The 25959-nt window shown below is 59.6% G+C and carries 30 protein-coding genes and 2 tRNA genes; 4 read left to right on the forward strand and 28 right to left on the reverse strand.

Features of this window, described 5'->3' with window-relative positions; all coding sequences use genetic code 11:
• Positions 1-44: 44 nt before the first annotated feature.
• The 11 genes from BUA15_RS10585 to BUA15_RS10635 form a co-directional block, all read right to left on the reverse strand.
• Positions 45-137: transfer RNA gene (locus BUA15_RS10585), tRNA-Ser, on the reverse strand.
• A gap of 63 nt (positions 138-200) precedes the next feature.
• Positions 201-1130 carry an ATP synthase F1 subunit gamma gene (atpG, locus tag BUA15_RS10590; RefSeq protein WP_072715967.1) on the reverse strand — a complete coding sequence of 310 codons (930 nt, stop codon included), beginning with the start codon at positions 1128-1130 and terminating at the stop codon, positions 201-203.
• A 14-nt stretch (positions 1131-1144) separates the two neighbouring features.
• Positions 1145-2752, reverse strand: a complete 1608-nt coding sequence (gene atpA, locus BUA15_RS10595) for a F0F1 ATP synthase subunit alpha (protein ID WP_072715968.1) — start codon at positions 2750-2752, stop codon at positions 1145-1147.
• 15 nt (positions 2753-2767) lie between these two features.
• Positions 2768-3343 (reverse strand): ATP synthase F1 subunit delta, encoded by a 576-nt coding sequence (atpH, locus tag BUA15_RS10600; RefSeq protein WP_072715969.1) that lies wholly within the window; start codon positions 3341-3343, stop codon positions 2768-2770.
• 6 nt (positions 3344-3349) lie between these two features.
• On the reverse strand, positions 3350-3865 hold the full coding sequence (atpF, locus tag BUA15_RS10605; RefSeq protein WP_072715970.1) for a F0F1 ATP synthase subunit B: 516 nt from the start codon (positions 3863-3865) through the stop codon (positions 3350-3352).
• Positions 3866-3973: 108 nt separating this feature from the next.
• Positions 3974-4201, reverse strand: coding sequence for an ATP synthase F0 subunit C (gene atpE / locus BUA15_RS10610; protein ID WP_072715971.1), 228 nt, complete (start codon positions 4199-4201; stop codon positions 3974-3976).
• 58 nt (positions 4202-4259) lie between these two features.
• Positions 4260-5459, reverse strand: coding sequence for a F0F1 ATP synthase subunit A (atpB, locus tag BUA15_RS10615; protein WP_072715972.1), 1200 nt, complete (start codon positions 5457-5459; stop codon positions 4260-4262).
• The gene (locus BUA15_RS10620) at positions 5452-5751 is read right to left on the reverse strand and encodes a hypothetical protein (protein ID WP_072715973.1); all 300 of its coding nucleotides are present in this window, start codon (positions 5749-5751) and stop codon (positions 5452-5454) included. Before BUA15_RS10620 ends, atpB begins: the two co-directional genes overlap by 8 nt.
• A gap of 114 nt (positions 5752-5865) precedes the next feature.
• Positions 5866-6147 (reverse strand): AtpZ/AtpI family protein, encoded by a 282-nt coding sequence (locus BUA15_RS10625; RefSeq protein WP_072715974.1) that lies wholly within the window; start codon positions 6145-6147, stop codon positions 5866-5868.
• Entirely contained in the window at positions 6144-6602 is a 459-nt protein-coding gene (locus BUA15_RS10630; RefSeq protein WP_072715975.1) for a bactofilin family protein, read from the reverse strand. Before BUA15_RS10630 ends, BUA15_RS10625 begins: the two co-directional genes overlap by 4 nt.
• A 41-nt stretch (positions 6603-6643) precedes the next feature.
• Positions 6644-7540: a M23 family metallopeptidase gene (locus BUA15_RS10635; protein WP_072715976.1), complete on the reverse strand. Its 897-nt coding sequence runs from the start codon at positions 7538-7540 to the stop codon at positions 6644-6646.
• Between the two features lie 124 nt (positions 7541-7664).
• Here BUA15_RS10635 and rpsT point away from each other — a divergent pair, with 124 nt between their 5' ends.
• The 3 genes from rpsT (at position 7665) to queG (ending at position 10258) form a co-directional block, all read left to right on the forward strand.
• Positions 7665-7919: a 30S ribosomal protein S20 gene (rpsT, locus tag BUA15_RS10640; RefSeq protein ID WP_072715977.1), complete on the forward strand. Its 255-nt coding sequence runs from the start codon at positions 7665-7667 to the stop codon at positions 7917-7919.
• 288 nt (positions 7920-8207) lie between these two features.
• Positions 8208-9161, forward strand: coding sequence for a PKD domain-containing protein (locus tag BUA15_RS10645; RefSeq protein ID WP_072715978.1), 954 nt, complete (start codon positions 8208-8210; stop codon positions 9159-9161).
• Positions 9162-9277: 116 nt separating this feature from the next.
• Complete coding sequence (queG, locus tag BUA15_RS10650) at positions 9278-10258, forward strand: tRNA epoxyqueuosine(34) reductase QueG (RefSeq protein WP_072715979.1); 981 nt, start codon at positions 9278-9280, stop codon at positions 10256-10258.
• Here the strand turns inward: queG and BUA15_RS10655 are convergent.
• From BUA15_RS10655 to BUA15_RS10735, 17 genes are all read right to left on the reverse strand, one after another.
• Entirely contained in the window at positions 10243-11526 is a 1284-nt protein-coding gene (locus tag BUA15_RS10655) for an MFS transporter (protein ID WP_072715980.1), read from the reverse strand. The two genes, queG and BUA15_RS10655, sit on opposite strands and share 16 nt — an antisense overlap.
• A 6-nt stretch (positions 11527-11532) precedes the next feature.
• On the reverse strand, positions 11533-13107 hold the full coding sequence (gene lysS / locus BUA15_RS10660) for a lysine--tRNA ligase (RefSeq protein ID WP_072715981.1): 1575 nt from the start codon (positions 13105-13107) through the stop codon (positions 11533-11535).
• Between the two features lie 121 nt (positions 13108-13228).
• Complete coding sequence (locus tag BUA15_RS10665; RefSeq protein ID WP_072715982.1) at positions 13229-14011, reverse strand: peptidylprolyl isomerase; 783 nt, start codon at positions 14009-14011, stop codon at positions 13229-13231.
• Complete coding sequence (locus BUA15_RS10670; protein WP_084660582.1) at positions 14008-14406, reverse strand: hypothetical protein; 399 nt, start codon at positions 14404-14406, stop codon at positions 14008-14010. The genes BUA15_RS10665 and BUA15_RS10670 overlap by 4 nt, the downstream gene beginning before the upstream one ends.
• Complete coding sequence (locus BUA15_RS10675) at positions 14381-14935, reverse strand: hypothetical protein (RefSeq protein ID WP_072715984.1); 555 nt, start codon at positions 14933-14935, stop codon at positions 14381-14383. Before BUA15_RS10675 ends, BUA15_RS10670 begins: the two co-directional genes overlap by 26 nt.
• A 76-nt stretch (positions 14936-15011) precedes the next feature.
• Positions 15012-15932 carry a Rossmann-like and DUF2520 domain-containing protein gene (locus BUA15_RS10680; protein ID WP_072715985.1) on the reverse strand — a complete coding sequence of 307 codons (921 nt, stop codon included), beginning with the start codon at positions 15930-15932 and terminating at the stop codon, positions 15012-15014.
• Between the two features lie 107 nt (positions 15933-16039).
• Positions 16040-16113 (reverse strand) — tRNA-Val (locus BUA15_RS10685).
• A gap of 45 nt (positions 16114-16158) precedes the next feature.
• Entirely contained in the window at positions 16159-16788 is a 630-nt protein-coding gene (locus BUA15_RS10690; protein WP_072715986.1) for an anti-sigma factor family protein, read from the reverse strand.
• Positions 16789-16884: 96 nt separating this feature from the next.
• Entirely contained in the window at positions 16885-17562 is a 678-nt protein-coding gene (locus tag BUA15_RS10695; RefSeq protein WP_072715987.1) for an RNA polymerase sigma factor, read from the reverse strand.
• A gap of 36 nt (positions 17563-17598) precedes the next feature.
• On the reverse strand, positions 17599-18651 hold the full coding sequence (gene holA / locus BUA15_RS10700) for a DNA polymerase III subunit delta (protein ID WP_072715988.1): 1053 nt from the start codon (positions 18649-18651) through the stop codon (positions 17599-17601).
• Positions 18652-18771: 120 nt separating this feature from the next.
• Positions 18772-19302 (reverse strand): DinB family protein, encoded by a 531-nt coding sequence (locus BUA15_RS10705; RefSeq protein ID WP_072715989.1) that lies wholly within the window; start codon positions 19300-19302, stop codon positions 18772-18774.
• Between the two features lies 1 nt (position 19303).
• The gene (locus tag BUA15_RS10710) at positions 19304-19996 is read right to left on the reverse strand and encodes a NuoI/complex I 23 kDa subunit family protein (RefSeq protein WP_072715990.1); all 693 of its coding nucleotides are present in this window, start codon (positions 19994-19996) and stop codon (positions 19304-19306) included.
• Positions 19997-20070: 74 nt separating this feature from the next.
• Positions 20071-21375, reverse strand: a complete 1305-nt coding sequence (der, locus tag BUA15_RS10715; RefSeq protein WP_072715991.1) for a ribosome biogenesis GTPase Der — start codon at positions 21373-21375, stop codon at positions 20071-20073.
• Between the two features lie 65 nt (positions 21376-21440).
• Entirely contained in the window at positions 21441-22253 is an 813-nt protein-coding gene (locus BUA15_RS10720; RefSeq protein WP_072715992.1) for an EcsC family protein, read from the reverse strand.
• 59 nt (positions 22254-22312) lie between these two features.
• A complete protein-coding gene (locus tag BUA15_RS10725) occupies positions 22313-23122 on the reverse strand; it encodes an undecaprenyl-diphosphate phosphatase (protein ID WP_072715993.1) in 810 nt (269 codons plus the stop codon).
• An 82-nt stretch (positions 23123-23204) separates the two neighbouring features.
• A complete protein-coding gene (locus tag BUA15_RS10730; RefSeq protein WP_072715994.1) occupies positions 23205-24878 on the reverse strand; it encodes an Rqc2 family fibronectin-binding protein in 1674 nt (557 codons plus the stop codon).
• Positions 24879-24932: 54 nt separating this feature from the next.
• On the reverse strand, positions 24933-25253 hold the full coding sequence (locus BUA15_RS10735; RefSeq protein ID WP_072715995.1) for a hypothetical protein: 321 nt from the start codon (positions 25251-25253) through the stop codon (positions 24933-24935).
• Positions 25254-25440: 187 nt separating this feature from the next.
• Here BUA15_RS10735 and BUA15_RS10740 point away from each other — a divergent pair, with 187 nt between their 5' ends.
• Positions 25441-25923, forward strand: coding sequence for an OsmC family protein (locus BUA15_RS10740; RefSeq protein ID WP_072715996.1), 483 nt, complete (start codon positions 25441-25443; stop codon positions 25921-25923).
• The last annotated feature ends 36 nt before the right edge of the window (positions 25924-25959 follow it).

Below are 25959 nucleotides of genomic sequence, written 5' to 3' on the forward strand. Positions count from 1 at the left end.
AAAAAGAGAGCCGGTAGATCTCTACCGGCTCTCTTACAGAACAATGGCGGAGAGGGAGGGATTCGAACCCTCGGTACCGCTTTTGGCGGTACAGCGGTTTAGCAAACCGCCGGTTTCGACCGCTCACCCACCTCTCCGTGTCAGCGCAGTCGTGCTGTACGACTACCGAAAAATAACGTTCCCGGCCCGATTTTGCAATGTCAACCGCCGCCCTTTGCCAAAGCTTCAGCTCCGCTGGTGATCTCCAGGATTTCCTTCGTGATGGCATCCTGGCGGGCCCGGTTGTACTTGAGCCGAAGCTGGCGCAGCAGTTCTTCGGCGTTGGTGGTGGCGTTATCCATGGCCACCATGCGCGCTCCCTGCTCCGACGCGTACGACTCCAGCAGAATGCGCCAGATCTGATAGTTCAGGTAACGAGGCACAAGCGCCTCCAGGATTTCCTGAGGGCTTGGCTCAAAAATGTAATCCACCTGATAGCCTGGCTTGAGCTGGGGCCGCCGGCCCAGCTCCCGCTCCATAATCGGCGTCAGGAATCGCTCGGGCGGAATGGGTAGAAACGGCTCCACGATTCGGTTCTGCGCAATCGTGTTTCGGAATTCATTGTACACGATGCGCACCTCGTCCCACCGTCTTTCCAGATAGCCACCAACGATCTCCTCGGAAATCTGGCGGGCTACCTCGAACGTGAGCCGGTCAAAAAAGCCTTGCCGGCTTGCCACAATCTGGTAGTCGCGGCGGCGGAAGTAGTCGTAGCCTTTCCGTCCCACGCAGTAGAGGTAAAGCCGCCCGGCCTGCTGGAGCGCGGCGAACTCCTGCGCAATGGTTTGCTCGGTGAGCTTGATAATGTTTGCATTAAAGGCCCCTGCCAGTCCTCGATCGGCCGTTACGACCACCAGCAGGGCGGCCTGTCGCTCGGCACGGGGCTGAAACAACGGGTGGGTGCTGGGATCGACGTGTCCCTGCAGGTGGCTGATTACCTCGGCCAACTGGAAGGCGTAGGGGCGCGTCTGAAAGATCCGCTCCTGCGCTCGACGCAGCTTGGCCGCCGCTACCATCTTCATAGCGCGCGTGACCTGCTGCGTGCTTTTAACCGAGTTAATCCGGTTGCGAATGTCCCGAAGACTTGCCATGGCGTGCGCGCTGCTCAGGCCGGTTGCGTTTCTCCGCTCAGGTACACTTCGATGAGCGTTTCCGCCTCTTTGCGGAAGATTTCAGCCAGCTCATCGGTCAGGTTCCCCGTCTCAGCCAGCGCCTTCAACTGATCGGCGTGGCGCAGGCGCAGCCGTTCCAGGAATTCCCGTTCGAAGGGCCGCACCTTCTCGACGGGCAGCCGATCGAGCAATCCCTGCGTGGCCACGTAGATGATTGCAATCTGCTCTTCGACCGGCATGGGCTGATACTGGCCCTGCTTGAGCACTTCGACGAGCCGCTCGCCGCGCCGGAGTTGCCGCTGCGTGGCCGGGTCAAGGTCCGAACCGAACTTGGCGAAAGCCTCCAGCTCACGATACTGCGCCAGCTCAATGCGGAGCGTACCGGCCACCTTTTTCATCGCCTTAATCTGAGCGCTGCCGCCCACGCGGCTTACCGAGATTCCCACGTTAATGGCCGGTCGAATGCCCGCATTGAACAGGTTGGACTCCAGGTAGATCTGGCCGTCCGTAATAGAGATCACGTTTGTGGGAATGTAGGCCGACACGTCGCCCGCCTGCGTCTCAATCACGGGCAGCGCCGTCAGCGAGCCTCCTCCCTTGACCAGGTGTTTGATGGAAGGCGGCAGGTTGTTCATCTGGCGGGCCACTTCATCGTTGCTGATGATTTTGGCGGCCCGTTCCAGCAGACGGCTGTGCAGGTAGAAGATGTCACCCGGATAGGCTTCGCGTCCGGGCGGACGCCGCAGCAGCAGCGATACTTCGCGATAAGCCACAGCCTGCTTCGAGAGGTCGTCATAGACGACCAGCGCGTGGCGTCCCGTATCCCGGAAGAATTCGCCAATGCAGGCTCCTGCAAACGGCGCGATAAACTGCATGGGCGCCGGTGCTGAAGCCGGAGCATTTATCACAACCGTGTATTCCATCGCCCCGTGCTCCTCAAGCGCCCGCACAACCTGCGCCACGGTCGAGGCCTTCTGGCCAACGGCCACATAAATGCAGTAAACCGGCTTGTCTGTCTGGTGGGTGTATTTCTGATTGATAATGGTATCGACCAGAATAGCCGTTTTACCGGTCTGGCGGTCGCCAATGATCAGCTCACGCTGGCCGCGACCGATCGGAATCATCGAGTCGATCGCTTTGATCCCCGTCTGCAGGGGCTCCCGTACGGGTTCGCGATAAATGACCCCCGGCGCTTTGCGTTCGAGGGGCATTTCGTATTTCTCCCCTCCGATCGGCCCTTTCCCGTCAAGAGGATTCCCCAGGGGGTCAATCACGCGGCCCAGCATCTCTTCAGAGACCAGGATCGAAGCCACGCGGCGCGTCCGACGCGCTTCATCGCCTTCTTTGACCAGGTCCACCTCTCCGAACAGCACGACGCCCACGTTATCCTCTTCTAGGTTGAGCGCCATACCCGTGACTCCGCTTCGCGGAAACTCAATCAGCTCGCCGGCACCGACGCCGCGCAGTCCATAAATGCGGGCGATGCCGTCGCCCACCTGCAATACGGTGCCCACCTCATACACGTCGGCTTCTGCCTCAAAGCCGCCCAACTCCCGTCGGAGCACCTCTGTAATTTCGTCCGGTCGAATTGCCGTTGCCATGGCTCTATAGAGTTCTCACGATTGGTTGCTGCCATTCCCCAACGTTACGCTGCGCCGCAGGCGTTCCCGGAGCGCTGTCAGTTGCTGACGCACGCTGCCGTCATAGACCGTATCACCTACCCGAACCACCACGCCGCCAATCAAAGAAGGATCCTGCTGCAACCGCAGCCGAATCTTTTTTCCGGTCAGCCGCTCCAGCTTGGCGACCAGGGGTTGCGCACCGGCTTCGTCCAGAGGAAAAGCGGTCCGCACCTGCGCTTCTATAATCCCCTGTTCCTCGTCCTGCAATGCCCGGTAAGCGGCTACAACAGCCGGCAGCAGCGACTCGCGCTCTTTTTCTACCAGCAGCTCTAAAAAGCGGACTGTCAGCGGCTGCAGGCGCCCGGCAAAAAGCGTCTCAATAATCTTTTTTTTCTTCTCCCGTGGAATCACAGGACTTTCAAACACCCGGGCCAGCTCTCGCGAGGTGGTGAAGCTTTCGTGCAGGACGGCCACATCGGCGTCGATTGCTTCCGCCTGGCCGCGCGCCCGTGCTTCCTCAAACAGGGCCCGGGCATATCGTCGGGCTACCGGATGGCTGATTCCCTGCATGACGCTTCAGTTTTTGTTGGCCGGAAGCGACTCCAGGAAGCGCGCCACCAGACGCCGCTGCCGCTCGGCATCCAGACTTTCCCGCAGGATCTTTTCGGCGGCCTGAATGGCCAGGTCGGCGACCACGGCCCGCAACTCGTCAAGCGCTCCTTGCTTCTCGCGTTCAATCTCGGCCCGAGCCTGCGCCTGCATTTGCTGAATCTGCTCACGGGTCTGCTGCAACTGTTCCTGTCGCAGCCGCTCGGCCTCTTCGCGCGCCTCACGCAATATGCGCTGCGCTTCCTGCTCCGCTTCCCGACGAATCCGCTCATTTTCTGCCTGAATCTGCCGGGCCTCTGCCAGCGCGCGCTCTGCCCGCCGCAGAGACGCATCAATGCTTTCCTCCCGTTCCTGCAACGCTTGCAGGATCGGCTTCCACGCAAACTTATAGAGCAGGAAGAGCAGCAGCAAAAACGTCAGGCTCTTCCAGACAATCAGGCCTGGTTCTACTGAAACCAGATTGGCTGCCAGAATCCAATACATGTCTCCCTGAAATCTTTATCCCACAGGCACGCAAGTCATACCCCTGGAGAGGCAATGCTCCGTTGCCTCTCCAGGGGCAGCCCGAAAAAGGCTCCCCTGTCGAACCCCTTACTTGAGGGCCAGCAGGATGCAGATCACCAGACCGAACAGCGCCACTCCCTCGATCAGGGCAGCCGCAATAATCATCGAGGTCCGGATATCCCCGGAGGCTTCAGGCTGGCGGGCCGAGCCCTCCATGGCCGAAGCAGCCAGTCGCCCGATGCCCACGCCAGCTCCAATGGCCACAATACCCGCCCCAATACCGGCGGCAAGGAATGCCAGAGCAGTTGGTTCCATAGCGCTTTGTGTATTTTGTTTTTACTTAAGGGTTTAACAATACAGGGGTTGATTACGGTCATGTACCAGTAGATTGCGCTGCTGTCGGCACGGCATGCACCACCGAGGCCGTTGCCGGCTCCTCTTCCGGTTCATGAGCCTCATGATCATGCTCATGCTCCGCTACCGACATGCCAATAAACAACGCCGACAGCAGGGTAAAGACGTATGCCTGAATAAAAGCTACCAGGAGCTTAATTACCGAGATAAACAGGGTCAGCAGCACGCTGGGGAGCACCGTCAACCAGGCAGCCAACGCTCCGAAAAACGCGTTGATCATAAATATCAACCCGATCAAGCTCAAAATCACCAGCGTACCGGCCGACATATTCGCAAACAAACGAATGGCCAGCGCCGCATGCCGCGTAAAGAGCCCCATCAGCTCTACGGGTATCAGGATGGGCTTCACAAAGACCGGCACGCCCGGCGGCCAGAAAATGTGCTTCCAGTGATCCTTGGAGGCGTAAATGGTGCCAATCACAAAGGTAAACAGGGCCAGCACTCCAGTTACCGCCAGATTAGAGGTAGCTGCGCCCAGATTAGGCACCAGTCCGAGCAGATTGCTGAACAGGATGAAAAAGAAAGCTGTCAGCAGATATGGCAAAAATCGGTCAGCCTTCTTTCCGATGTTGGGGCGAGCAATTTCATCCCGCACAAAGACAATAAACACCTCCGCCAGATTTTGCCAGAGGCCTCGGGGAGCTGTGGTGCGGCCAATACCCTGCCGATAGCGCCGCGCTACCGGAATGAAAAAGGCCAGCACCAGCAAAGCAGCGATCAGTCCAAAGACGTAATGGCGCGTGATGGACAGATCCAGCACCAACTCTCCCTCCCGAGGGGAGAGCTTAGCGTAGAGATGTTGATGCGCAGCGATCAGTTCTTCCAGTTCAGCAGGCGATGCATAACGATGCCCCTCATAGTCGGCAACGTAGCGCCCAGAACGCAAGGCCGAGGCCGTGCTGCCAAAAACGTCCAGTCCCCACGATCCTTCGGCGGTGCGCACCAGAAAAAGCCGAGGAAGCTCAATCGTAACGACAGGCTCCAGCGCTACGTAGTAGCCATCGGCCGTGTGGTGAATGAGCACTTCACTGATATGCGCACTGTCCTCACCTCCTTCAGCAGCCAGGAGCGGCCGCGGCCCTAAACTCCACCAGGCAATTACGAGCCACAGCCCGGTGCGGTACCATCTGCTGTGCGAAAAGCGCGTGCGGTTACCCATGCGTTTGTTGCAAAGCCGTTCGATGCCAGCTCCAGATTTCCAGAACCAATCCCAGCACAAACACACCGCCAAATCCCCCTACTAGGGCTGCCGTGTGCAACGCCAGCACCTTGATGCACACAGCCAGCACCACCAGAGCGCCGATCATTCGCACCAGCATGCCTCCAATGACCCACCGCACAAAGCGCGACATGGACCAATGCCACGCCCTGCGAACGCCCCAGAGTCCAACGCCGGTGTATCCTCCCCCCAATCCCACTCCCACCATCAGACTGATCCAGATGTCTTCCATGCTGACGCCCGGCCGATAACCCGGGATGATCGACGCGCGCCTGGAACGCAAAAACTAAAACGAAAGACCCCGCCTGTTGGCCCCAACGCAATGAATTCTGAATAAATAGCGGTTTTATTTTCCGTGAGACGTATCGCGCGGGCGCCGCCGCCTCTGCTGTTGCAACCGTACATTGACCTGCCAGAGCTTGGCCACAACGGCCACCAGCCCCAGCACAGCACCTACCAGAGTAAGCCAGGGCAACGTCCTCAACCAGCGATCCAACACGTATCCGCCCAGCACAAAAAACGCCATGCCCAACGCCAACTGAAGCCCCAGTCCCAGATAAGGCCCCAGGGCCCGAAGCGCTTCTTGCATGGAAGCACCGACGCCGGTGGACTTTTTTCGCGCCTTCATGTTCCAGCGGCCGGCTCGGCGTCCGCTTTCTTCGCCCGGGCAGCTTCTCGGACAGGCGCAGCCGCCTTCTTGTCCGTAGGAGGCGTTGCTTTTGTCTCAATAACCCGGTCAACCTTCCCCATGCGGCACTCGCCGTCGAAAACCGCACCGGCCTCTACCACCAGGCGTCCGGTCTGAATGCGCCCTTCTACCTGCGCCGTTTCCTTGAGCAGCAACGTCTCCTCAATAACCAGATCGCCCTGCACCCGCCCGGCAATGTCGGCGCTGCTGGCATACAGCTCCCCTTCAAGAATACCTTCTGCCGCGATAATGGCTTTTCCCTGCACGTGCAGGGTACCAATTACCCGACCACTGATGCGGATGTCGTGAGGCGTCCGAAGCGTGCCTTCGAAAACCGTGCCTTCCCCCACCAGATTCAACTGGTTGGGAGCCGTCGTTCCTGTTGCGCGGCTCATGTTTGCCTCCTTCGCTTTACCTTTGAAGAGAGCCATGATGTCTACCGGATAACAAAATAGTTCAACGGATCCTGTGCCAGTCCATGACGCCAGAGCTCAAAGTGCAGGTGGGGACCGGTGGTAATCTCGCCCGTATTGCCGCTCAATGCAATAGCTTCCCGGTCCCGAACTCGATCCCCTACCTGTTTGAGCAAGCGCTGATTGTGCTTGTAGAGCGAAACGTAGCCATCGGCATGCTGCACAATAATGACAAAACCTCCCGCCTGCGTCCAATCGGCAAAAATCACGTAACCGCTCCCAATGGACCGTACCACCGTGCCCGCTTCCACCGCGAGATCAATGCCATAGTGCCCGCTCCGCGCATCAAACCCCCGGGTCATAAAGCCCGCTACGGGTGGCAACACGGGAAACTGCAATTGCAACAGCGGATCGCTGCGCAGCACAGCGGGCTGCACGCGCTGCGTGGCCGGAGCAATCAGTTCCATCACGGGAAGCGCCGGGGGCTGATGCTCCTGCCAGTTTTCTGAAACAGGGGTGGCTTCAGGCAACATGACTCCGGTTTCACCGGGCGACTCCTGCCTCACCCGCCCTTCCTCGGACGGCACGATCTCTCCCAGAATGAGCTGGCGCAAACGCGCAATGTACTGCTGCTGCACGGCCAGCGAATCCTCCAGCGCCGCTACTCGCAAACTACTCAGCCGCGCCCGCTGCCGCATCTCCTCTGTCGCCACCCCCGGAAACAACTCCCGAAGCGGCGTCAGAAGCACCAGCGCCACGAGCAAAACGGCCAGCAGCACGGCGCTGCCGCCCAGCAATGCCAGCAAGTGCACAGGACGCAGCGTGAAAGGGGCAGGCGTGCCGGCATAGGCATCCTCTACAACAAGCACCACGACCTCCTCATCCCAGTGCCCCAATAACTTCCGCAAGAAAGCCCACATGATTCAGGTTTTAGGTTTTTTCGAAACCTGCCTGCAACAAACCAAAAGCTAGGCCGTTTTATCGCGCTTGCAACCGGATTGATTTTCCTGCAACAGTCCCGCTATTGAACCTGACCGAAGACTCATGGCACACCATAAGTCGGCAATCAAGCGCATCCGTCAGAATGCCAAGCGGCGGGCTCGCAATCGATACTACCGGAGCTGGATGCGCACCATGATTAAAAAAGTACGGGCAGCCCGGTCGCGCGACGAAGCCCTGCCTCTACTCAACCAGACCAAAAGCCTGCTGGATCGTCTCGTGGTTAAGGGCATTATACACAAAAACAAAGCCGCAAACTACAAGCGCAAGCTGGAAAAGTACGTGAACCAACTGGCCTAACATAACCCATCTGCAGGGCCTCAGAAAAAGCCTGTCTGTTTAGGCAGGCTTTTTTTACAAACATTACGCTTAAAATTACAAATCGGTCACTTTACTCGGGGCAGCATTTTGCGTATGCTATTGCCTGCACGACGGCACCTGACAGAAATGGCTTCTCTGTAGCGCAAGATCAACAAATTTTCTTACAGGGAGGACGACAGGTGTGTTCAATTTCTACCTGTTTTTTTAAATTGAAAACTGAAATAGTGTCACAAGCGAGTCCGCCAACCTCCTAACGTTTAAACAGCCATGAGCAAGATGAAGCCTCAACGCTACCTGCTGCTGACGGCACTGGCGGCCCTGACCATTCTGGGACTGACGGGCTGCCGCTCAACTCCGGTGGAAGTGCTGGGCGTCGAAGGGCCCGACAGCCTCCAGGTTAACCAGAGCGGCACCTTTACAGCCACCATCAACGAAGACGCCAAGCCGCCTGTTGAGTTTAGCTGGGACTTCGGTGACGGGAGCACAGGTGCCGGCAACCCGGTCACGCATGCCTTCACGGAACCTGGGACCTATACCGTGACCGTCACTGCCTCCAATCGCGGAGGCAAATCGACCAGTACCGGTTCCACCTCGGTGGTCGTCTACCGCCCGCCCGTACCCGCTGAAATTATCTCCATTACGGCTGATCCCATGCAGCCTGACACGCGGACGGCCGTGCGCTTTAGCGCCAACGTGCGCGGCGATCAGCCCATCACCTATCAATGGAACTTTGGCGATGGAAGCACAGGGTCGGGCGCCAGCCCCACGCACACCTACAATCAGCCAGGCACTTACACAGTCACGCTGAACGTGTCGAACGAAGCCGGCTCCGACTCGCGCACGCTCACCCTCACGGTCAAACCCTACGAAGCAGAATACTGCGCCGACGTGGCCGAAATGAATCCGGTCTTCTTTGACCGGAACTCAAGCGTGCTCAACGATGCCGCCCGTGAAGCGCTGCAGGAAAATCTGCAGATTCTGCAGGACTGCCCGAACCTGTCGGTGCGCATTGAAGGCTGGGCGGCGCCAGGCGAACGGAACCCGCAGCAGCTTTCGACCGACCGCGCCCGCGCCGTGGAGCAGTTCTACACCAGCAATGGCATTCCGGCAAGCCGGCTGGTCGTAGAAGGCAAAGGCCGGGTTACCGGCATCACGAGCAAAAAGGAAGGGCTGGCGCAGTACCGCCGCGCCGACACCATTCCGATGCAGGGCGGCATGTAATGCCACACCCCGCTCGAAAAATTATCGTGGGCTCTCCTTTCCGGAGAGCCCACTTTTTATTGGATCTCTGGCTGGCTGCGTCCGTTGTCTTTACCATAGCAGGCCCAAGGCTCCCCATGCCCGGATTCGATCAACATGCCCAGGAGCGTCTGGCCCGAGCGCTAAAGGCCGAAGCGCGGCGCCTCGGCTTCGATGCCTGTGGCATCTCGAAAGCCGAGGTGCTCGACGAAGAAGCGCGCCGTCTGGAAGCCTGGCTGAAAGCCGGCTTCCACGGAACCATGCACTGGATGGAACGCCATTTTGACAAACGTATTGATCCCACTAAACTGGTCGAAGGAGCCCGCTCCGTCATCTCGGTCCTGCACAACTATTACCAGCCCCTCTCCCCTGATCCGTCACCGGAAACCGGTAAGATCAGTCGCTATGCCTGGGGCGACGACTACCACGAAGTGCTCAAAGAAAAGCTCTACCAGCTCTTTGCCTGGCTTGAGGCGCAGGTAGGCGAGGTGCACGGCCGCGCTTTTGTAGACTCTGCCCCGGTTATGGACAAAGCATGGGCTCGCCGCAGTGGCCTGGGCTGGATCGGCAAAAACACGAACCTGATTAACCGGCGCATGGGATCCTTTTTCTTCATCGGCGAACTGATTGTAGACGTCCCGCTGCCCCCCGATGGCCCCATTCCAGACTACTGCGGCTCTTGCACGCGCTGCCTCGACGCCTGTCCAACCGGCGCACTGGTTCAGCCCTACGTGCTTGATGCCCGCCGCTGCATCTCGTACCTGACGATTGAACACCGCGGCGACGACATTCCGCCGGAGCTTCAGGAAAAAATGGGCAACTGGATTTTTGGATGCGATATCTGCCAGGACGTCTGTCCCTGGAATAAGTTCAAATATGCTACCAACGAACCACGCTTTCTGCCGCGGCCCGGCCTGCCCGACACGCCGCTGGACCGCTGGGAAGAGCTGGACCTGGAAGCATTTCGACAGAAATTCCGCAAAAGTGCGGTCAAGCGGGCCAAATTTGAAGGATTTAAGCGAAACGTGCGGATCGCGCTGCAAAACGTGCGCCGCACCATGCTTCACACTTCTGAGTAAGCGCGCCGCTCGCGCGGCACAATCACAGCCAGCCATGCCAGTCCGATCACGCCCTGCACTAGCGCAAACGCCAGTACCGCTTCCCGAAGCGAAAGCACCTGCCACTCCAACAGCATGCTGGCTGCCAGAATAGAGCAGCTTTCTGCGAACAGCACGCCCAGCCACTCTGCAGCAAACACGCGTCCTCGAAAAGCATCCTCTGTTCGCTGTTGCAGCAACACGCTGGCCAGCACCCAGTTGGCTCCGCTGGCCGCATGCGCCAGCAGCACCGCCGGTGCGATCGCATAGGTCCATGCCTGAAGGCCTACCACTCCATAGCAGAGCCCACTGAGCAGAATGCTCCAGCCCAGCACAGCCGGCCAGCGCCGCACATCCTGAAAAATTGCTCGTGCCAGTACAGGTCCGATCCCTGTTCCCAGTCCTCGCGCTGCAAACAGCCAGCCAATGCCGGCGGCCTGAGCCGTCGGCTCAATGGCCTCGCCAATCAGTGCCAGCATATACACAAGTCCACCACCGGCAAGCGCCCAGGCACTTTTAGCCAGCGCAATGCGCCCCACGCCCGGATGGGAGGTGAGGTAGCGCCAACCGTCCAGCAGTTCGCGGCCGGCCGTCTGAAGCAACCGGCCTGCGGCAGGGGCTGTCTGCTGGGGAATGACCGTTCGGTAGATGAAAAAGGCCGAGATCAGGTATGTCAGACTATCTATCACAAAGACAGGAGCCGTCCCCAGCCACGCTGTCACCAACCCGCCCGAGGCGGCTCCCAGGGCCAACATAACCGACCAGGTAGCCGACATGAGCGCGTTAGCGGTCAGCAGCGCTTCTGGTCGTACGATATTTGGAATCGACGCGCTTTTGGCCGGCTGAAAGACTGCCGTTACAATTACTTGCAGCGTGGTCAGCACATAGACCAGGTATACCTCACCGGGTTCGTCGATCAGCAAAAAGCCCAGTACGATGACTGCCCGCACCAGATCGGCCCCGATCATGAGTCGCCGCCGGTTGAACCGGTCCACCAGGAGACCGGCCAGCGGCGAGGCCAGCGCCCAGGGAAGCAGCTTGGTCAGAAAAACACCCCCCAGGGCAAATGGCGAGCCCGTCAGCTCCGAAACCAGCGTGTACAGCGCGATCGTGTTGAACCAGTCGCCCAGTAGCGAGATGAGATTGCCCAGCCACAGCCGGCGAAAGTGCACGTTCTCACGTACCAGCGCCACATAGCCCGTCGGCGAAGCGTCCGCGCGCCCGACCGGCCGAGACGGAGCCGCTTCCATAAGGCGTCAGGGCTTAGAGGCCTCCGCCTGATCCGTTGTACCAGAACCGGCGGGCACGGCCGGCTGCTCAGGCCGCAACAGCGGAAACAGGATTACATCCCGAATCGAAGGCTGATTGGTCAAAATCATGGCCAGTCGGTCGATTCCAATCCCTAACCCGGCTGTTGGCGGCATGCCGTACTCTAACGCCCGCAGAAAGTCTTCGTCAATCTGCATGGCTTCCTCATCTCCCGCCGCCCGCAGCCGAGCCTGCTCCTCAAAACGCGCCCGCTGATCGTCTGGATCATTCAACTCACTGAAGGCATTGCAGAGTTCTTTTCCACCGACGATCACTTCAAAGCGTTCGACAAGGCCAGGTTTTTCTCGATGCCGCTTGGCCAGCGGGCTCAGCTCAATGGGATAGTCAATGATAAAGGTCGGCTGGATTAAATGGGGTTCGACAAATTCGCCGAAAATCTCGTCGATTATTTTGCCACTGCCCATCGTCTCATCTATCTCCAGCCCTAGCTTTTGAGCGATCTCCGCCAGCTCATCGCGCGACTTGCCGTAAAGGTCATACCCCGTCCGCTCTTTAATAGCTTCAAACATCGGGATGCGCGGCCAGGGACGACGAAACGAAATCGTGTGCGCGCCCCACTGCACTTCCGGCGATCCGGTCACTTCAATAGCGACATGCTCGAGCAGTTCTTCGACAAAGTCCATCATCCAGTAATAGTCTTTGTACGCTACGTACAGCTCGAGCATCGTGAATTCTGGATTGTGGAAGCGGCTGAGCCCTTCATTGCGAAAGTCTTTACCAATCTCATAGACGCCTTCGTAGCCGCCCACAATCAGCCGCTTCAGGTACAGCTCGTCGGCTATCCGCAGGTAGAGAGGCATGTCGAGCGCGTTATGATAGGTCGTGAAAGGACGGGCCGAAGCTCCTCCATAGAGGGGTTGCAGGATAGGCGTTTCCACCTCCAGGTAACCTCGCTCGTCCAGAAACCGCCGGATCGTGGTTATCATCCGCGCCCGCTTGCGAAAAACCTCCCGCACATCGGGATTAATGATCAGATCCACGTATCGCTGCCGATAGCGAAATTCTTTGTCCGTTACCTCGTTGTACACCTTCCCATCCTGTTCCTTGACCACAGGCAACGGACGCAGCGCTTTGGCCAGCAGCTCTAACCGTTGGGCGTGGACCGTAATCTCTCCCATCCGCGTGCGAAACACATACCCTTCCACTCCCACCAGGTCGCCAATGTCCAGCAGTTTCTTAAAGACCTGGTCGTAGAAGCCCTCCGGAAGGTCCTGGCGCCGAACGTATACCTGAATGCGGCCAGTTTCATCCTGCAAATCAAAAAACGCGGCCTTGCCCATGATTCGCCGCGTCATAATGCGCCCCGCAATCGACACGGTGTAGGGCTCCGGAGCAGGCCCGTCTTCGCGGGGTTGATGCCGCGCATCCTCAAAGTTCTGCAGGATCTCGGCCGCATGGGCCGTAACTTCCCAGCGATAGGGGTACGGATTGATTCCAATGGCCTCAAGCTGCTGGCGCGCTCGACGTCGCTCCCGTTCTTGTTCGGTCAGGACACGCTTCATGGTGCGGACACGCTTACGATCCGACAGCTTGCTTCAAAAACAAAACAAAAGACGCAGCCCGGCGAGCTACGTCTTAAAAAGCTTTACCCAAGGGTGGTACCCTGTGCCGGCAAGGCGGGTTTCAGGAACCCGGTGAATAGTTCTCAAGCGGGCGAATGGTCATCGGTACCGGCTGCAATGGTCGATCCAACTGGGCAGGCGGCGCCTGCTGTCCTGTACGGCGTGGCGTGGGCAGTCGCGCGATAGCATCCAGGACCTCAAACCCCTCAACCAGTTCCCCGAAGACCGTGTAGAGACCATCCAGAAACGGAGCTCCCCCTACCGTCTGGTAAAGCCGCCGAATTGAATCAGGAAAAGCAAAGTGAGGGTCCGGAATCTGCTCCCGCAGATAAGCTTCAATTTCGTCCAGCGTAGCGGAATCGAACGTGCGACCGACCACCAGATAAAACTGGCTGCCACTGGAGCGACGCTCTGGATTTACTTCGTCGCCCTGGCGGGCCGCTGCCAGAGCCCCTCGCTTATGAAATAAGCCCGGCCGAATCTCAGCGGGAATCGTATAGCCGGGCCCACCGGTCCCATCGTTCGATGGATCGGCATCCTTTGAGTTCGGATCCCCACCCTGAATGACAAAGCCCTCTATTACGCGATGGAACGTTGTGCTGTCATAAAAACTGGCTGCTACCAGCCGTTTAAAATTATCCCGATGCTGTGGCGTTTCATCGTAAAGCCGCACCACCATGCGTCCCAGCGGCGTGTAAATGGCATAGTAGTTCGTAGCCGGAAGGGCCAGGGTATCGAGCGTCTGGGCCAGGCTATCGGCAGGGGAGGGTTGGGAGGAAGGAGGACGTTGGCAGGCGGCAAAGAGCAGCACCGGCACAATCCCCATGAGCATTTGCCTCTTCATGGCAGTAACGGTTTAAAATATTCCAGAATGGCAATGCGCAGCAGCTTTTCCTGGTCTTCTCGCGACAGTTCGGGCCAGGGCGAAAGGGTGGGTTCCCAGCGGGTCGGATCGGCTGCAGTGCGTCGGTAGAGTCCGATGGCAGCAAAAGCACACCGAGCACCCTCCATGATCAGATCCTGCTTTTGCTCCCGGGACAGCCCTGGTTCGTAGCCACGTCCTCGTTCCTGAACGCCGATCAGAAAGAGCACCTGCTCAATGCTGGCTGGCATCCTTCCCAGCAGCGTCTCCAGATGGGCCAGGAGCTGCTTCCACCGCTCTTCCAGGTCCGGATCGGCTGCGCGGAGCCATTGACCAATAGGATCCGGCATTTCATTCGATCCACTCGCGCGCCTCATGGAGCAGGTGGCGTTGATGCTGTCGCAAAAGGCGAAGCAGCAGCGCGCCTACCCGACGCGCCAGACTGCCCCGCGGTTGTGCCCGAACCAGCGAAGGAATGCGCTGCAACGCGTCTTCTACGGCCTCCAACGCCTCAGAGAGCGCAAACCACCAGGACCGCTCAGGCGGGCCGGCTTTGACAGGACGCTCATACCGCAGCACCTGTTGCCCCCGCTCATTCAGCGCCCCACGCAGCATCTGAATGACGGCCACCAGGGCGTCGGTCATTTCCTGGAGCGTCTCCCGTTGGGCCAGCGAAAGGGCAGCTTCTGTCGCCTGCTGCTCCCGCTGGAGCACGCGCTCAAGCATAGGCAGCAAGGTGGCCAGCACCGACTGAAAGGCCAGCGTAGCCGCTGCCTCCCCCTTTAGCAAGGTCTCCAGTTGTCCCAATTCCGAGCGCTCAATGGTAGCAACCTCAGGAGCTTGCGCACTGGCTGTCTGCATCCAATTTTTTCGTAAAGCCGCAACGCGACGGCGTCTAACACGCATGTCCAGACAACACCCGCTCGATCACAGCATCTGACGGCGCCCAACTATGCATGGCAAGGGATGTTCCAGTCTGCGACTATGCCAGACGCTCCGGCGGCATATCCTGCATCGAATCAAGCGCTTCCTGCAGCCGCTCCAGTATAGCGGTGGCCTGCGAGGGCGCCAGTCGACCACTGCGCACCCCTACCCGAATCATCTCGGTAGTTAATGCGGCGTAAACAGGTAACAGATGCGGCAGGTGTTGCCGAAGCGCCTGCAGGTGCTGGCTAATGGGAAAGAGATCCCCTCGCACCGCCGGTCCGGTCAGCGCTTCTTCAGGCAACAATTGTTTCAGATTGTGCAGCGTACCTTCTACCAGGGGCAGCAGCAGGGCATGTGCTTCGGGCCGAGAAAGTCCAATGCTGGCAAGCACTTCGCCCGCAACGGCCATGAGCGCCCCCAGGCCGTTAGAAGCCAGCGTAGCCGCCAGATGATAGCGGGGTTTGGTCTCTGCCGAAAGCTCAACCGGCCGAGCTCCCAGCGCCTGTGCGACTTCACGCCCCAGCGCAACAGCCTGGGGATCACCTTCCAGGCCAATAGCGATCCCTGCAAGCGAAGGGACGGCCCCCTGTCGGGGAAAGGACTGGACTGGATGAAAGCTTAACAGGGCGGCACCGCGACGCCCGACGGGTGCCAGCACCTGGGCGGGCAGAGCACCTGACGTGTGCGCTACCACCGTATGCGGCCAGTCGTGCGGAACCAGGGCAAGCTGTTCGGCCAGGCCGGGCAATACGTCGTCTGGAACACAGCAGAATACCAGACGCACCTCTCCGGGCAGATCTTCAAGTGCGCCCGAAGCTACCGGCGCTGCCACCTGCGCAGCCAGCGCACGAGCAGCCTCCTGACTTCGGCTGAGCACCGCAGCAATCGAGTAGCCAGCCGCCCGAAGCGCCCTGCCCAGCGCCCGCCCAACAGCCCCGGCTCCCACGATGGCCAAAACCGGTCGATGAGCTGCCATAGTCGGGTTGACGTACGCTTCTGTCCTGCTGAGAAAGGTAGGGACGCCGAGGGGCCGGTGCAACTACTCACACAAAAACCCGTTGCCGGCGGGCAACGGGTTTTTTGTGGGCCCTAGTGGATTCGAACCACTGACCTCTCGCGTGTGAGGCGAGCGCTCTAAACCGCTGAGCTAAGGGCCCAACGCGCCTGAGGCTTTCTATAGTACAACGCACAACCGGCGCCTGTCAAGGTGCTCCATGGCTTCTTTGCACGAAGCGCATGGTCTGGAGCGTGTCATAGTGAATCGGCGCACGGTCTTTTCGGTTCCAGGCAGCCGACAGCGTCCAGGCTGGCTGGTACGCCCCTGGAAGCGTTCGGCGTTCGGTGCTTACCGGCGTAAGCGTTTCAAGCGTAACGGCCGGAGCTGGTTCGGGCTGGGCCGTCTGCACGACGGCATGGGGGGAACGCGCTTCTTGCTCCATATAGAGCAGCACGCCAGTGCACATTCCCAGAATAACCACCAGCGCTACGGCTGAGGCCAACATCGTAGCACTTCGCAACGGCAGGCTCAGATATTCAAGGGATCGTTGTTCGCGCATCATCTCATAAGCCAGCCGTTGCCGAAGACGTGCCTGAAAACCTTCCGGTGCCCGAAGTTTACAGGCACCATGCTGGCAGAGCAACTGCCGCGTCCGGCACAGACATTCTACGTGGCGCGCCAGCGTCGGATTGGTACGCAGGTATTCCTCAAATACCTGCCGCACGGCCGGATCCATGGTTCCGTCCACGTACTCACACAACAGTTCGTCCAGATCACTGAATGGACAGTCGTGTTCCGGCCGCGATGAGTCGGGATCGTGGTAATCCTCACGCATAGGCTACCAGACGCTGCAGGTTTACACCCCTACTTTTACGCCAAAGGGCCGGCAGGAAGGTTCCTGCCGGCCCTGCACTTACGACAACGCCCACCCTTAAGATTCCTCAGGGATTGGATAAACATCCTTGAGCAAGGCCTGAAGCTTCGTCCGCCCCCGGTTAATCCGGCTTTTAACCGTGCCCATAGGCAGCCCGGTGATCTCCGCAATCTCCTCATACGAGAGCTGTTGCACGTCGCGGAGCACTACCACCTCCCGGAATTCCTCCGGGATTTGCTTGAGCGCTTCCTGAATGTAGCGATCCTGGATGGTACTTTCCGTGTGCCGGTCCGGGGCGAACGTCTCGTCCGGGATCTCCACTTCGTACTCTTCTTCGTCGCGGTTTACGGACTGCAGCGAGTAGAGACGGCGCCGCTTACGCTTTCGATATTCAGAGCGCGCCAGGTTACCCGCAATCGTATAGAGCCACGTCGAAAACTTTGCAATCCGACGGTAGGAGTGTCGGTTGCGATATACGCGCATAAAGGTCTCCTGCAGGAGGTCTTCGACCTCCTTCGGATCTCCCAGAAACCGGTACAGGTAGTTAGCTAGCGGGTCCTTGTACCGGCTTACCAGAATGTCGAAGGCCTCCACCGTCCCTGCCTGGAACAGCGCCATGAGGTCCTCGTCGCTCAGTCGCTGGAGTTCCTCATAGCGCGCCTTATTCTCCTCGGAAGGCAACCGGTGCAGCGCCTCCCTGCGCAACACCACCCGCTGTTTCTGTTGAATGTGCATCGCCAATCCATATAGGGTTGGTTTTCTACGTAACGTTCAAGCCGCCTGCTGGAGCGGCGCCCGGCAGGCCGCCTGCACCTGCCGCAACAGCAGGTGCAGCACCAGACGCGGATCGAGGTTGCTCCCGCGCTTCAGGGCCACGTCGGCTGCCAGAAGCGCCGCAAGCACGCGCCGGATTGCCTCGCGTCCATACCGGCGACTGCTCTGCAAATACTCCTGCAGAAAGTACACCGGTACCCCGATCCGTCCAGCCAGCGCCTGGTTCGACAGGCGCTGGCCCTGGCAAAGTGTCAGCTTCCAGAGCTTTGTAAAAAAAGTTGTCAGAAACGACACAATGCGGAGCGCCTCACTCCGCGGATTTGACGCATGCCGCAACAATTGTTCCATTATGTAGACTGCGTCTGAATAACGCCCTTCTCCCACTGCGCGTTGCAGTTCGAAAATATTGTAGCTCCGCGTCTGACCACTGACGGTAACAATGTCATCCAGCGTTAACGTCTTTCGCGTTCCTGCATAGGCAAACAGCTTGCGCAGCTCCTGCACCCCGGTTTGCAGGTCGGTCCCTACATACTCAGCCAACCGTTGCAACGCCTCCGGCTCAAGCTGATAACCCTCACGCGCAGCATAGCGAGCGAGCCAGCCAGGCACCTGAGCCGGACGCAACGGCCGCAGCTCGGCCCAGACGGCATGCTGGCGCAGTGCCCGGTAGGGCTGGGCGTTCAAGTTGGGGCGGCCCGAACAGATTAGTAAAACAACGGCCTGCGGATTGGGCCGCGCTGCATAGTCGGCAAACAACCGATTTTCGCGCAGACTGTCGAAGTTGCGAACGACTATCACCCGACGCGGGGCCATAACCGGCAGACTCTGACACAACGCCAGCACAGCGCGCGCCTCCGCTTCGTCGCCGTACACCACATCCAGGTTGAACGCCCGAAGTTCTGGCGGCAACGCCCGCTCAACCAGGAGCTGCTGGAGCGTGTCCATTAAAAACGTCTCCTCGCCGTAAAGAAAGTAAAGCGGCGCGAAGTTGCCGTGCTGAAAAGCCACCTCCAGTTGCTCAAACGACTGTCCACCCGGCTGCTGTCCCATCACCCTATGGGGATCCCCACGTGTGCTTCATTACATTGACCGTGCATTCACACTTTTAAGTAAGGTAGAAAAACAACCCCCTGACTACAAGGGGCTCTCGAAATTGCAGCGTTGTTGCATTCACGCAACAGGACGGGGCTTACCCGGCAGATAGGCCGCATGTAACCGATACGCCAGTGCCCGCAGCAGCTCCGTGTCGTGCTGTATGATAAAATAAGCGTACTGATAGAGATCCCAGGTTTCCTCCTCACACGACGCCGTACGATCCCATGCTTCGGACGGTGCTTGCTGCAACAGGGCAACCAGCTCCCGACGCACCTGCTGTAGTCGCTTCAGAATTGCAGGCAATGGATAGGTGTTCCAGTTCTCAACTGTTCGCAGCGCGTCATCGTCTGGCAGCTCCAGCTCCCTGGCCTGTCCGGTCAGGAAAGCCTGCACGGCGGGCAGAAATACGCGTTCGTCAGCCGCTACGAGCATGCCATACGTCTCCCGCACTGAAGGCTCTTCCGGCAGCGGACGCGCCGTCTGCAAAGGCTCCGGTACTATATCAATAACCTGCTGCAACGCCTCGACTTCTCGCAGCAGGTGTGCCAGTTGCTCGATCAACGCAGCCCGCAGGGCTGCTGCATCTTGCGACTGCCTGCCAGCCATCTTATTCCGCTGCCCGCACGCCCCCCCACGACCGCTCGGCTGCCACAGGCGCCTCTGGCCGCAGATGGGTGCGCTCCAGTGCTTCCATCCCTTCTTCTTCCAGCAGCCACTTCAAGAACGGCCGATCCTTCAAGCTATGCAGGTTGTTCTCTTTCCGAAACTCCCAGTGCTGTCCATGCTGGGGATTTTTATACTGCCGGAGCCACTCCAGTCGATCTTTCAGACGCTCCGCCGGCACCAGAAGCTTTTCCAGCCCAAAGATGGCTTCGTCCCGGCTCTGAAACGTCAGGTCATATTCTTTCGACATAACGATCGCCTCTTCCGGGCATACTTCCTCGCAGTAGCCGCAGTAGATGCAGCGCAGCATGTTGATCTCAAACCAGGCCGGCTCTCGCTCCTTGGGGTCCTCCACTTCCCGCGCCTGCATAGAAATAGCCAGCGGCGGACATGCCCGAGCGCACAACCCACAGGCCACGCAACGCGGCCGCCCGTTTTCTTCTACCAGCACAGGCCGGCCCCGGTAGCTGTCGGGCGGATACCACTGCTCGTCCGGATACTGAAACGTGTAGAGCGGCGACCGCATCTTCCGCCAGGTATAGGCCAGGCCTTTCACAACGGCCGGCAGATAGAGCCGCTCCCAGAAATTCAGCCTACGCTCGTTGGGGGAGGCCAGGTTGGCCGGTTTGCCAGGCATGGGTTGTGCACCTTGGTTTCGTTCCACACACCGGGCGGTAAACGTCGAAGTAGGCCGTCAGGGTTCGTCGCTGCTCACTTTTGGCGAAACACAAGGGTCAACGGCACGCCCTCGAACCCAAAAGCCCCGCGGATCTGCTTTTCCAGGTAGCGCCGGTACGGCTCCTTGATACCCTCTGGATAATTGCAGAAAAAGGCAAACACCGGCGGGGCCGTTTCAACCTGGGTCACGTACTTGATTTTTACCGGGCGTCCCCGGTAAGTGGGCGGATGCTGCTGGCGAATGGCTTCCTGCAGCACTTCATTAAGCCGGCTGGTCGCGATGCGCTGCCGCCTGTTCTCGTACACGCGCAACGCTTCTTCGAGCACGCGGTGAATGCGCTGGCGCGTCCTGGCCGAAATAAACAGCAGGGGAACGTGCGTCCAGGTCGGAAGCCGATAGCGAATGGCCTCCTCCCATTCTTTCATGGTGTTGGCATCTTTTTCGACCAGGTCCCACTTGTTTACCACCAGCACCATTCCTTTACGCAGCTCCTCAGCCTGGCGCAAGATGCGAATGTCCTGGGCCGTCAACCCTTCGGTGGCATCAATCAAGGTAATGGCCACGTCGCATTCACGAAGAGCCCGCTCCGTGCGCAGCGTTGCATAAAATTCAATGTTTTCCCGAATGCGAGAGCGACGACGCAATCCGGCTGTATCGACCAGCACGATTTCTCGACCGTAGTATTTAAGGACCGAATGGACCGCGTCGCGCGTGGTGCCGCTGATGTCGGTCACAATTGAGCGCTCCTGGCCAAGCAGTGCATTGGTAAGCGATGATTTCCCCACGTTGGGACGGCCGACGATAGCCAGCCGCGGGCGCTCGTCCGTTTCCACTGTCCCATCGCGCACGGGCAACTGCTGCACCAACGCGTCAAGCAGCTCGCCCGTCCCGCGTCCGCTCAACGCGCTGATCGGATAGACTTCGGACAGACCAAGCTGGTAGAAGGTGCTGGCCTCCCAGGTACGTTCGTCGTTATCGGCCTTGTTGGCCACCACGAAAACGGGCTTTTCCGTACGCCGGAGCAGTTCGGCCAGCGCATCGTCCAGATCGGTCACTCCGGTGGTCACATCGACCATGAACAGGATCGCGTCGGCCTCCTCAATCGCTATTTGCACCTGCTCGCGAATCGCCTGCTCGAAGATATCCGACGAATGGGGGACGTACCCCCCGGTATCTACCACAGAAAAGCGCACGCCATTCCATTCGGCCGTGCCGTAGACGCGATCGCGCGTCACGCCGGGCTGATCGTGCGTAATGGCTTCATGCGAGCGGGTCAGCCGGTTGAAGAAGGTGGACTTACCAACGTTCGGCCGCCCCACAATGGCAACCAGCGCCATGGTTCCGCTCCACCAGGTTTTATCCGGCGCGTAGAAGCCCGCAGCCGGCCATTTCGTTCCCGTTGTTACCGGCGCTCCCGGTGTTCGAGGTGCAGCGCGCGGAAGAGCATGTAGGCTGCCTGCCCGGTCTCGCGCGTAAAGACGTAGTTGATGCCCGCGCCCACGGCCAGACCGGCCAGCGGAATGAGCTGTCCTAGCTTGCGACGGGCCAGGTTTTTGATCAGTTCGCGAGGCAGATGCCGGTTTTGCGCACGCACGAAGTCGCGCGTGCGCCCCTGATACGAAGCGCCACGGGCCAGCAACGCCGCGGCCACGCTCACCTCTCGCCAGGCGGCCTGGCGGGCCTCGGCCGTTCCGGCTGCTGCTGCATTGAAGATGGCGATCACCAGGGGTCGATAAACCGGATCCTGCACACGAAAGCCATATACGGCTCCGATCTGCTGAATTAGCCGCAGGTTAATACCAAAGAGAAGGGGCACGTCGGCTGCTGCTAACGTAAAGCCGCCCAGGCCTGCCCCCGCTCCCTCAAGCGCAGCCAGCACGGCATGCTGACCGAAAAAGCTTCGCGCGACCGGGTCGAGTCGCTCCAGCGGTTCCGTGCGCAACGCCTCAAGCTGATCCACAACCACCCCCTGCTGACGAAGCGCCTCCAGCACGTACTGCTCGTTGTAGGTCCAACTGGCCACATCATGCAGCGTTTCCAGAAAGCGGGCCACTGCAGCATCAAGCTGCTTCCGCCAGGCAGCTGGCGTCACCCGCTCGACCAGCCAGTCCACCGGACGCATCGCCCGGTCGAAGGCCTCTTGCCAGAGCGGCCCACCCGAGCGTACCCAGCGTTCGATTTCTCGGCGGACCGTTTCCTCGTAGGTCAGGGGCATAAAACAGCAGCACGTTGATCTGGGATCGCTGTACGTACAATGAGACGTCGGAGTTGCGCTCAGCGAATCAACCAGAGCCCGAGCCCTCCCACCAGAAAACAGTAATAGGCGAAATATACCAATTGCCCCCGGCGCACAACTTGCAGCAACACCTTAATGGCGACCACCCCGGACGCATAAGCCGTTACGGTCCCAATGACCAGCGGCAGCACGTCGGCCGCCTCGGGCGTGCGAAGCAGTTCTATCCCTTTCAACAGGGTCGCGCCCAGCACAACCGGCAGAAGCATCAGAAACGAAAAATCTGCCGCACGCTCTGGGCGCACGTTCTGATAAATCGCTGCACAGATGGTAGAACCCGACCGCGAAATGCCCGGCAGCATCGCAGCCGACTGAGCGATCCCTACCACAAATGCCTTAAGCGGCGACAGATCGCCACTCGGATGCTGCCGCAACCGCGTCAGCACCAGCAGCACGCCCGTTACCAACAACATGCCGGCCGCAAACCGTGGATGCTCGAACGTCTGCTCAATCCAGTCTCCCAGCAGTACATAGACCAGTCCGGTAGGAATCAGGGTGATCAGAATCCAGACGGCTATCCGAAAGGGATCGTGCTCCTGGTAGCGAGCGCGCCAATGGCTCGGACGTGGCAACGCCTCTCCTACCGCGCTTATGATGGCCCCTACCCGACGCCAGTAGACGGTGAGAATGCTCAGCACGGTGCCAAAGTGCACAAACACTTCAAAGGTTACACCGCCCGGATTCAACCCCAGCACATACTGCCCGAGCACCAGATGGCCTGAAGAGGATACCGGCAAAAACTCCGTCAGTCCTTGCAAAAGACCGAGAATCAGGGCTTCCCACCACGACATGGTTGCTTTCTGGACAATTCTTGGGCCTGAACGGCCTAACTTACGGGCTACTGATCGATCCTGCCAGTCGCCTACTCCTTCTCTAAAAATTTTCTGCCTGCACCGCCTCAGGCGGTTGCGGCTCCACCAGCAGCACCTCCTCCCGTTCAAAGACTACAGTGCCCGGCGCAGCTCCTCGCGGCTTGCGGACGTATTTCCGCGGCACCACCACTACGGGTACCACGCTGCTCCCCCGCGCCTTGCTGAAATAGGCCGCCAGCGAGGCCGCCCGTTCCAGCACCTTTCGATCGGGCACGCGATTACGACCGGGCACCCGCAGAATCACGTGCGAACCGGCCACGCCCCGCGCATGCAGCCACAGATCGTATTTGCGGGCATAGCGAAAGGTCAACTCCTCATTCTCCCGAGCATTTCGCCCAATCCAGGCTTCAAAGCCCTGGCCCAGCGGCACGCGTCGGAATGCCGGAATGCCCTCGGACGACTTTCGCCCGACCCGCCCAAGTCCCAGCCGGGCCAGCTCATCGGCGTGGCGTTGGCGAAACGCTCGCAGAGCTGCCATCGTGTCGAGATGCTCCAGCTCAGCTCGCAGCGCCTCCAGCTTCGGGAGCCGTTGCCGAACTGCTTCCAGCCGCTGGTGCAGTGCGTCGCGTTCCTGGCGTGCCTGTCGGGCTCGTTCGTAATAAGCCTGTGCGTTTTCCACGGCCGACCGCGTAGGATCCAGCGGGATGCGCACGGAGGCTCCGCTGTTAAACCAGTCAGGTAGCTCCACTACTTTTGCCCCGGCAGGCACCTGATGAGCCTGCGCCATGAGCAGGTGTCCCCACTGCTCGTACTGCGCCGCTTGATCTGGCCGAGCCAACGCCGCCTCAAGGGCACGCTGCTCTTGACGCGCACGTGCTACTGCTGTCTCTAACGCCTGCCGAAGCGGCTCATACGCTGCTTGAAAGGCGCGCGCAGCCAACGCCCGACGGACCGCCGCCCGCACGGCTGCATCGACGGAATCGAACGACCTGCAGGGCAGATGCGCCAGATGTTTCAGCGGCATCAGCGCAAAATGCACGGTCCACCGATCGGCCTCGTAAAGCCGGGGCGCCGGATGCATTAACTCAGCCTCCAGGGCACGCCCCGCCTCATACAAACGCCTCAGCTCGGCTTCGCTACACTCGGCCGGCGCCTGCACCGTCACACCGGCCCGGTAGATCGTCTCTTGTGCCAGTAATGTCTCAAACAAGGGAAAAGCTGAGGCGACCGCCTGTACCAGGGTTTTTCGATCAGAGCGCCATCGTGCCCGAAACGCCTCGAACGTCGCTACCTCCGGGGCAGGACGCGGCGTTGGCGCTGGCTGTCCCTGCCAGGCTTCGCACTGCTGAAAAGCCGCCTGCACCTGTCCGTCGGAACCTACCCAGAGCACGTTAGGATGCGGACCGTACAGCCAGCACTGAAACCGGGTGCCATCGTCCAGCTCAAAAAACAGCACCCGGTCCCGCTCAGCGACCCGCACGTTGCGAAGCGTCCGGCCCAGCGCCTCCTTAAACAACGTGGCGACGTTACGGCGCGCCCGGCTATATCCCTCCGCACGAAACAGGTACCGAAACGATCCGGTCGAGATACGCACCATCCAGGCCGCCTGCGGCCGAGCGAATGCCAGCACCAGCTCATCCCGTTCCTGTGAGAAGGCGTCGGCCAGCAGACTTCCTGCCAGCTCGCGACGCCATTCGTCAGCCAGTGCCCGTAACGTGTAGTAGGTATGCAGCATATGCCGCGCAGCAGACGACCCGGCCGCGTGAACGGCTGAGCAGGCAGCGAGATCCTATCGCCGCTGCTGACGATGTACGACCGCCACCGAAAGCCCCCAGATCAACGCCCATGCCAGCGCCATCCACCACCAGCGCCCCACCAGCAGCACCAGCACGTTGATTCCATAAAGCACGTGAAATAGCGCTTCAGGCGCGCTGCGCCGCGTGCGCGGGAGATGCGGCGCTGCCAGCAATGCCCCCACCTTGAGCAGCAGCATAAACGGGGTGTAGACAAGCACGATCCAGCGCGCCCACGGCAACGCAGGGATCGCGGCCAGTACAATGACACCCGTAACGACTATATCCAGCAGTGCTTCTTTAAGCCAACGCCCCATGTCTTTCGTTTTAACCATGCGCGACAGCTGTCCGAAATATCGCCCTTTCTGGCCGTCTGTGAAGCTGGCGGTAATCTTTTTTTATGTTCTTTCCGACGCTGCTCAGGCAAAACCGCTTCAGACGTTGCACGGCACTGCCAAAATGTCGATTTTGCAGGCGCAACACTGACCAGCCAGAACGAATGCCATGCACGGCCGCGTCAAGTACGTTGAAGGGTTGACCTTTATCGGACAGGCCGGATCCGGCCACTGGACTGTGTTCGACGCATCGCACGGCGAGCGTCCTTCCGGCGCCACCAGCCCGATGGAAATGGTGCTCCTCGCGCTTATGAGCTGTTCGGCCATGGATGTGGTTTCCATTCTTCAGAAAATGCGCGCGCCTTTTGTTGATCTCCAGGTAGAAGTGCAGGCAGATCGCGCCGAGACCCACCCGCGCGTGTTCACGCATATCCACCTGACCTATCGGGTGATCGGACGAGCCCTCAAACCAGAACAGATCGCCCGAGCCGTCCAGCTCTCTCAGGAAAAGTACTGCTCCATTACCGCAATGCTGCGGCCTACCGTTCCGATTACTTACGAGGTCTGGATTGAAGACCCGGAAACGAACCAGCGGCAGGCAGTTGTCTCTTTCCCGCACAAGACGGACGAGACATCTGCCGCCTCAGGCTGACCTTTATGCCTACGAAGCCCGGGCACTGATCCCCGC

This window comes from Rhodothermus profundi, from assembly GCF_900142415.1.
Lineage (GTDB): Bacteria > Bacteroidota > Rhodothermia > Rhodothermales > Rhodothermaceae > Rhodothermus > Rhodothermus profundi.

Coding starts and splice junctions, on each gene's coding strand:
- atpG (WP_072715967.1), bottom strand. CDS start 1,130: ATGGCAAGTCTTCGGGACATTCGCAACCGGATTAACTCGGTTAAAAGC.
- atpA (WP_072715968.1), bottom strand. CDS start 2,752: ATGGCAACGGCAATTCGACCGGACGAAATTACAGAGGTGCTCCGACGG.
- atpH (WP_072715969.1), bottom strand. CDS start 3,343: ATGCAGGGAATCAGCCATCCGGTAGCCCGACGATATGCCCGGGCCCTG.
- atpF (WP_072715970.1), bottom strand. CDS start 3,865: ATGTATTGGATTCTGGCAGCCAATCTGGTTTCAGTAGAACCAGGCCTG.
- atpE (WP_072715971.1), bottom strand. CDS start 4,201: ATGGAACCAACTGCTCTGGCATTCCTTGCCGCCGGTATTGGGGCGGGT.
- atpB (WP_072715972.1), bottom strand. CDS start 5,459: ATGGGTAACCGCACGCGCTTTTCGCACAGCAGATGGTACCGCACCGGG.
- BUA15_RS10620 (WP_072715973.1), bottom strand. CDS start 5,751: ATGGAAGACATCTGGATCAGTCTGATGGTGGGAGTGGGATTGGGGGGA.
- BUA15_RS10625 (WP_072715974.1), bottom strand. CDS start 6,147: ATGAAGGCGCGAAAAAAGTCCACCGGCGTCGGTGCTTCCATGCAAGAA.
- BUA15_RS10630 (WP_072715975.1), bottom strand. CDS start 6,602: ATGAGCCGCGCAACAGGAACGACGGCTCCCAACCAGTTGAATCTGGTG.
- BUA15_RS10635 (WP_072715976.1), bottom strand. CDS start 7,540: ATGTGGGCTTTCTTGCGGAAGTTATTGGGGCACTGGGATGAGGAGGTC.
- rpsT (WP_072715977.1), top strand. CDS start 7,665: ATGGCACACCATAAGTCGGCAATCAAGCGCATCCGTCAGAATGCCAAG.
- BUA15_RS10645 (WP_072715978.1), top strand. CDS start 8,208: ATGAGCAAGATGAAGCCTCAACGCTACCTGCTGCTGACGGCACTGGCG.
- queG (WP_072715979.1), top strand. CDS start 9,278: ATGCCCGGATTCGATCAACATGCCCAGGAGCGTCTGGCCCGAGCGCTA.
- BUA15_RS10655 (WP_072715980.1), bottom strand. CDS start 11,526: ATGGAAGCGGCTCCGTCTCGGCCGGTCGGGCGCGCGGACGCTTCGCCG.
- lysS (WP_072715981.1), bottom strand. CDS start 13,107: ATGAAGCGTGTCCTGACCGAACAAGAACGGGAGCGACGTCGAGCGCGC.
- BUA15_RS10665 (WP_072715982.1), bottom strand. CDS start 14,011: ATGAAGAGGCAAATGCTCATGGGGATTGTGCCGGTGCTGCTCTTTGCC.
- BUA15_RS10670 (WP_084660582.1), bottom strand. CDS start 14,406: ATGAGGCGCGCGAGTGGATCGAATGAAATGCCGGATCCTATTGGTCAA.
- BUA15_RS10675 (WP_072715984.1), bottom strand. CDS start 14,935: ATGCGTGTTAGACGCCGTCGCGTTGCGGCTTTACGAAAAAATTGGATG.
- BUA15_RS10680 (WP_072715985.1), bottom strand. CDS start 15,932: ATGGCAGCTCATCGACCGGTTTTGGCCATCGTGGGAGCCGGGGCTGTT.
- BUA15_RS10690 (WP_072715986.1), bottom strand. CDS start 16,788: ATGCGTGAGGATTACCACGATCCCGACTCATCGCGGCCGGAACACGAC.
- BUA15_RS10695 (WP_072715987.1), bottom strand. CDS start 17,562: ATGCACATTCAACAGAAACAGCGGGTGGTGTTGCGCAGGGAGGCGCTG.
- holA (WP_072715988.1), bottom strand. CDS start 18,651: ATGGGACAGCAGCCGGGTGGACAGTCGTTTGAGCAACTGGAGGTGGCT.
- BUA15_RS10705 (WP_072715989.1), bottom strand. CDS start 19,302: ATGGCTGGCAGGCAGTCGCAAGATGCAGCAGCCCTGCGGGCTGCGTTG.
- BUA15_RS10710 (WP_072715990.1), bottom strand. CDS start 19,996: ATGCCTGGCAAACCGGCCAACCTGGCCTCCCCCAACGAGCGTAGGCTG.
- der (WP_072715991.1), bottom strand. CDS start 21,375: ATGGCGCTGGTTGCCATTGTGGGGCGGCCGAACGTTGGTAAGTCCACC.
- BUA15_RS10720 (WP_072715992.1), bottom strand. CDS start 22,253: ATGCCCCTGACCTACGAGGAAACGGTCCGCCGAGAAATCGAACGCTGG.
- BUA15_RS10725 (WP_072715993.1), bottom strand. CDS start 23,122: ATGTCGTGGTGGGAAGCCCTGATTCTCGGTCTTTTGCAAGGACTGACG.
- BUA15_RS10730 (WP_072715994.1), bottom strand. CDS start 24,878: ATGCTGCATACCTACTACACGTTACGGGCACTGGCTGACGAATGGCGT.
- BUA15_RS10735 (WP_072715995.1), bottom strand. CDS start 25,253: ATGGGGCGTTGGCTTAAAGAAGCACTGCTGGATATAGTCGTTACGGGT.
- BUA15_RS10740 (WP_072715996.1), top strand. CDS start 25,441: ATGCACGGCCGCGTCAAGTACGTTGAAGGGTTGACCTTTATCGGACAG.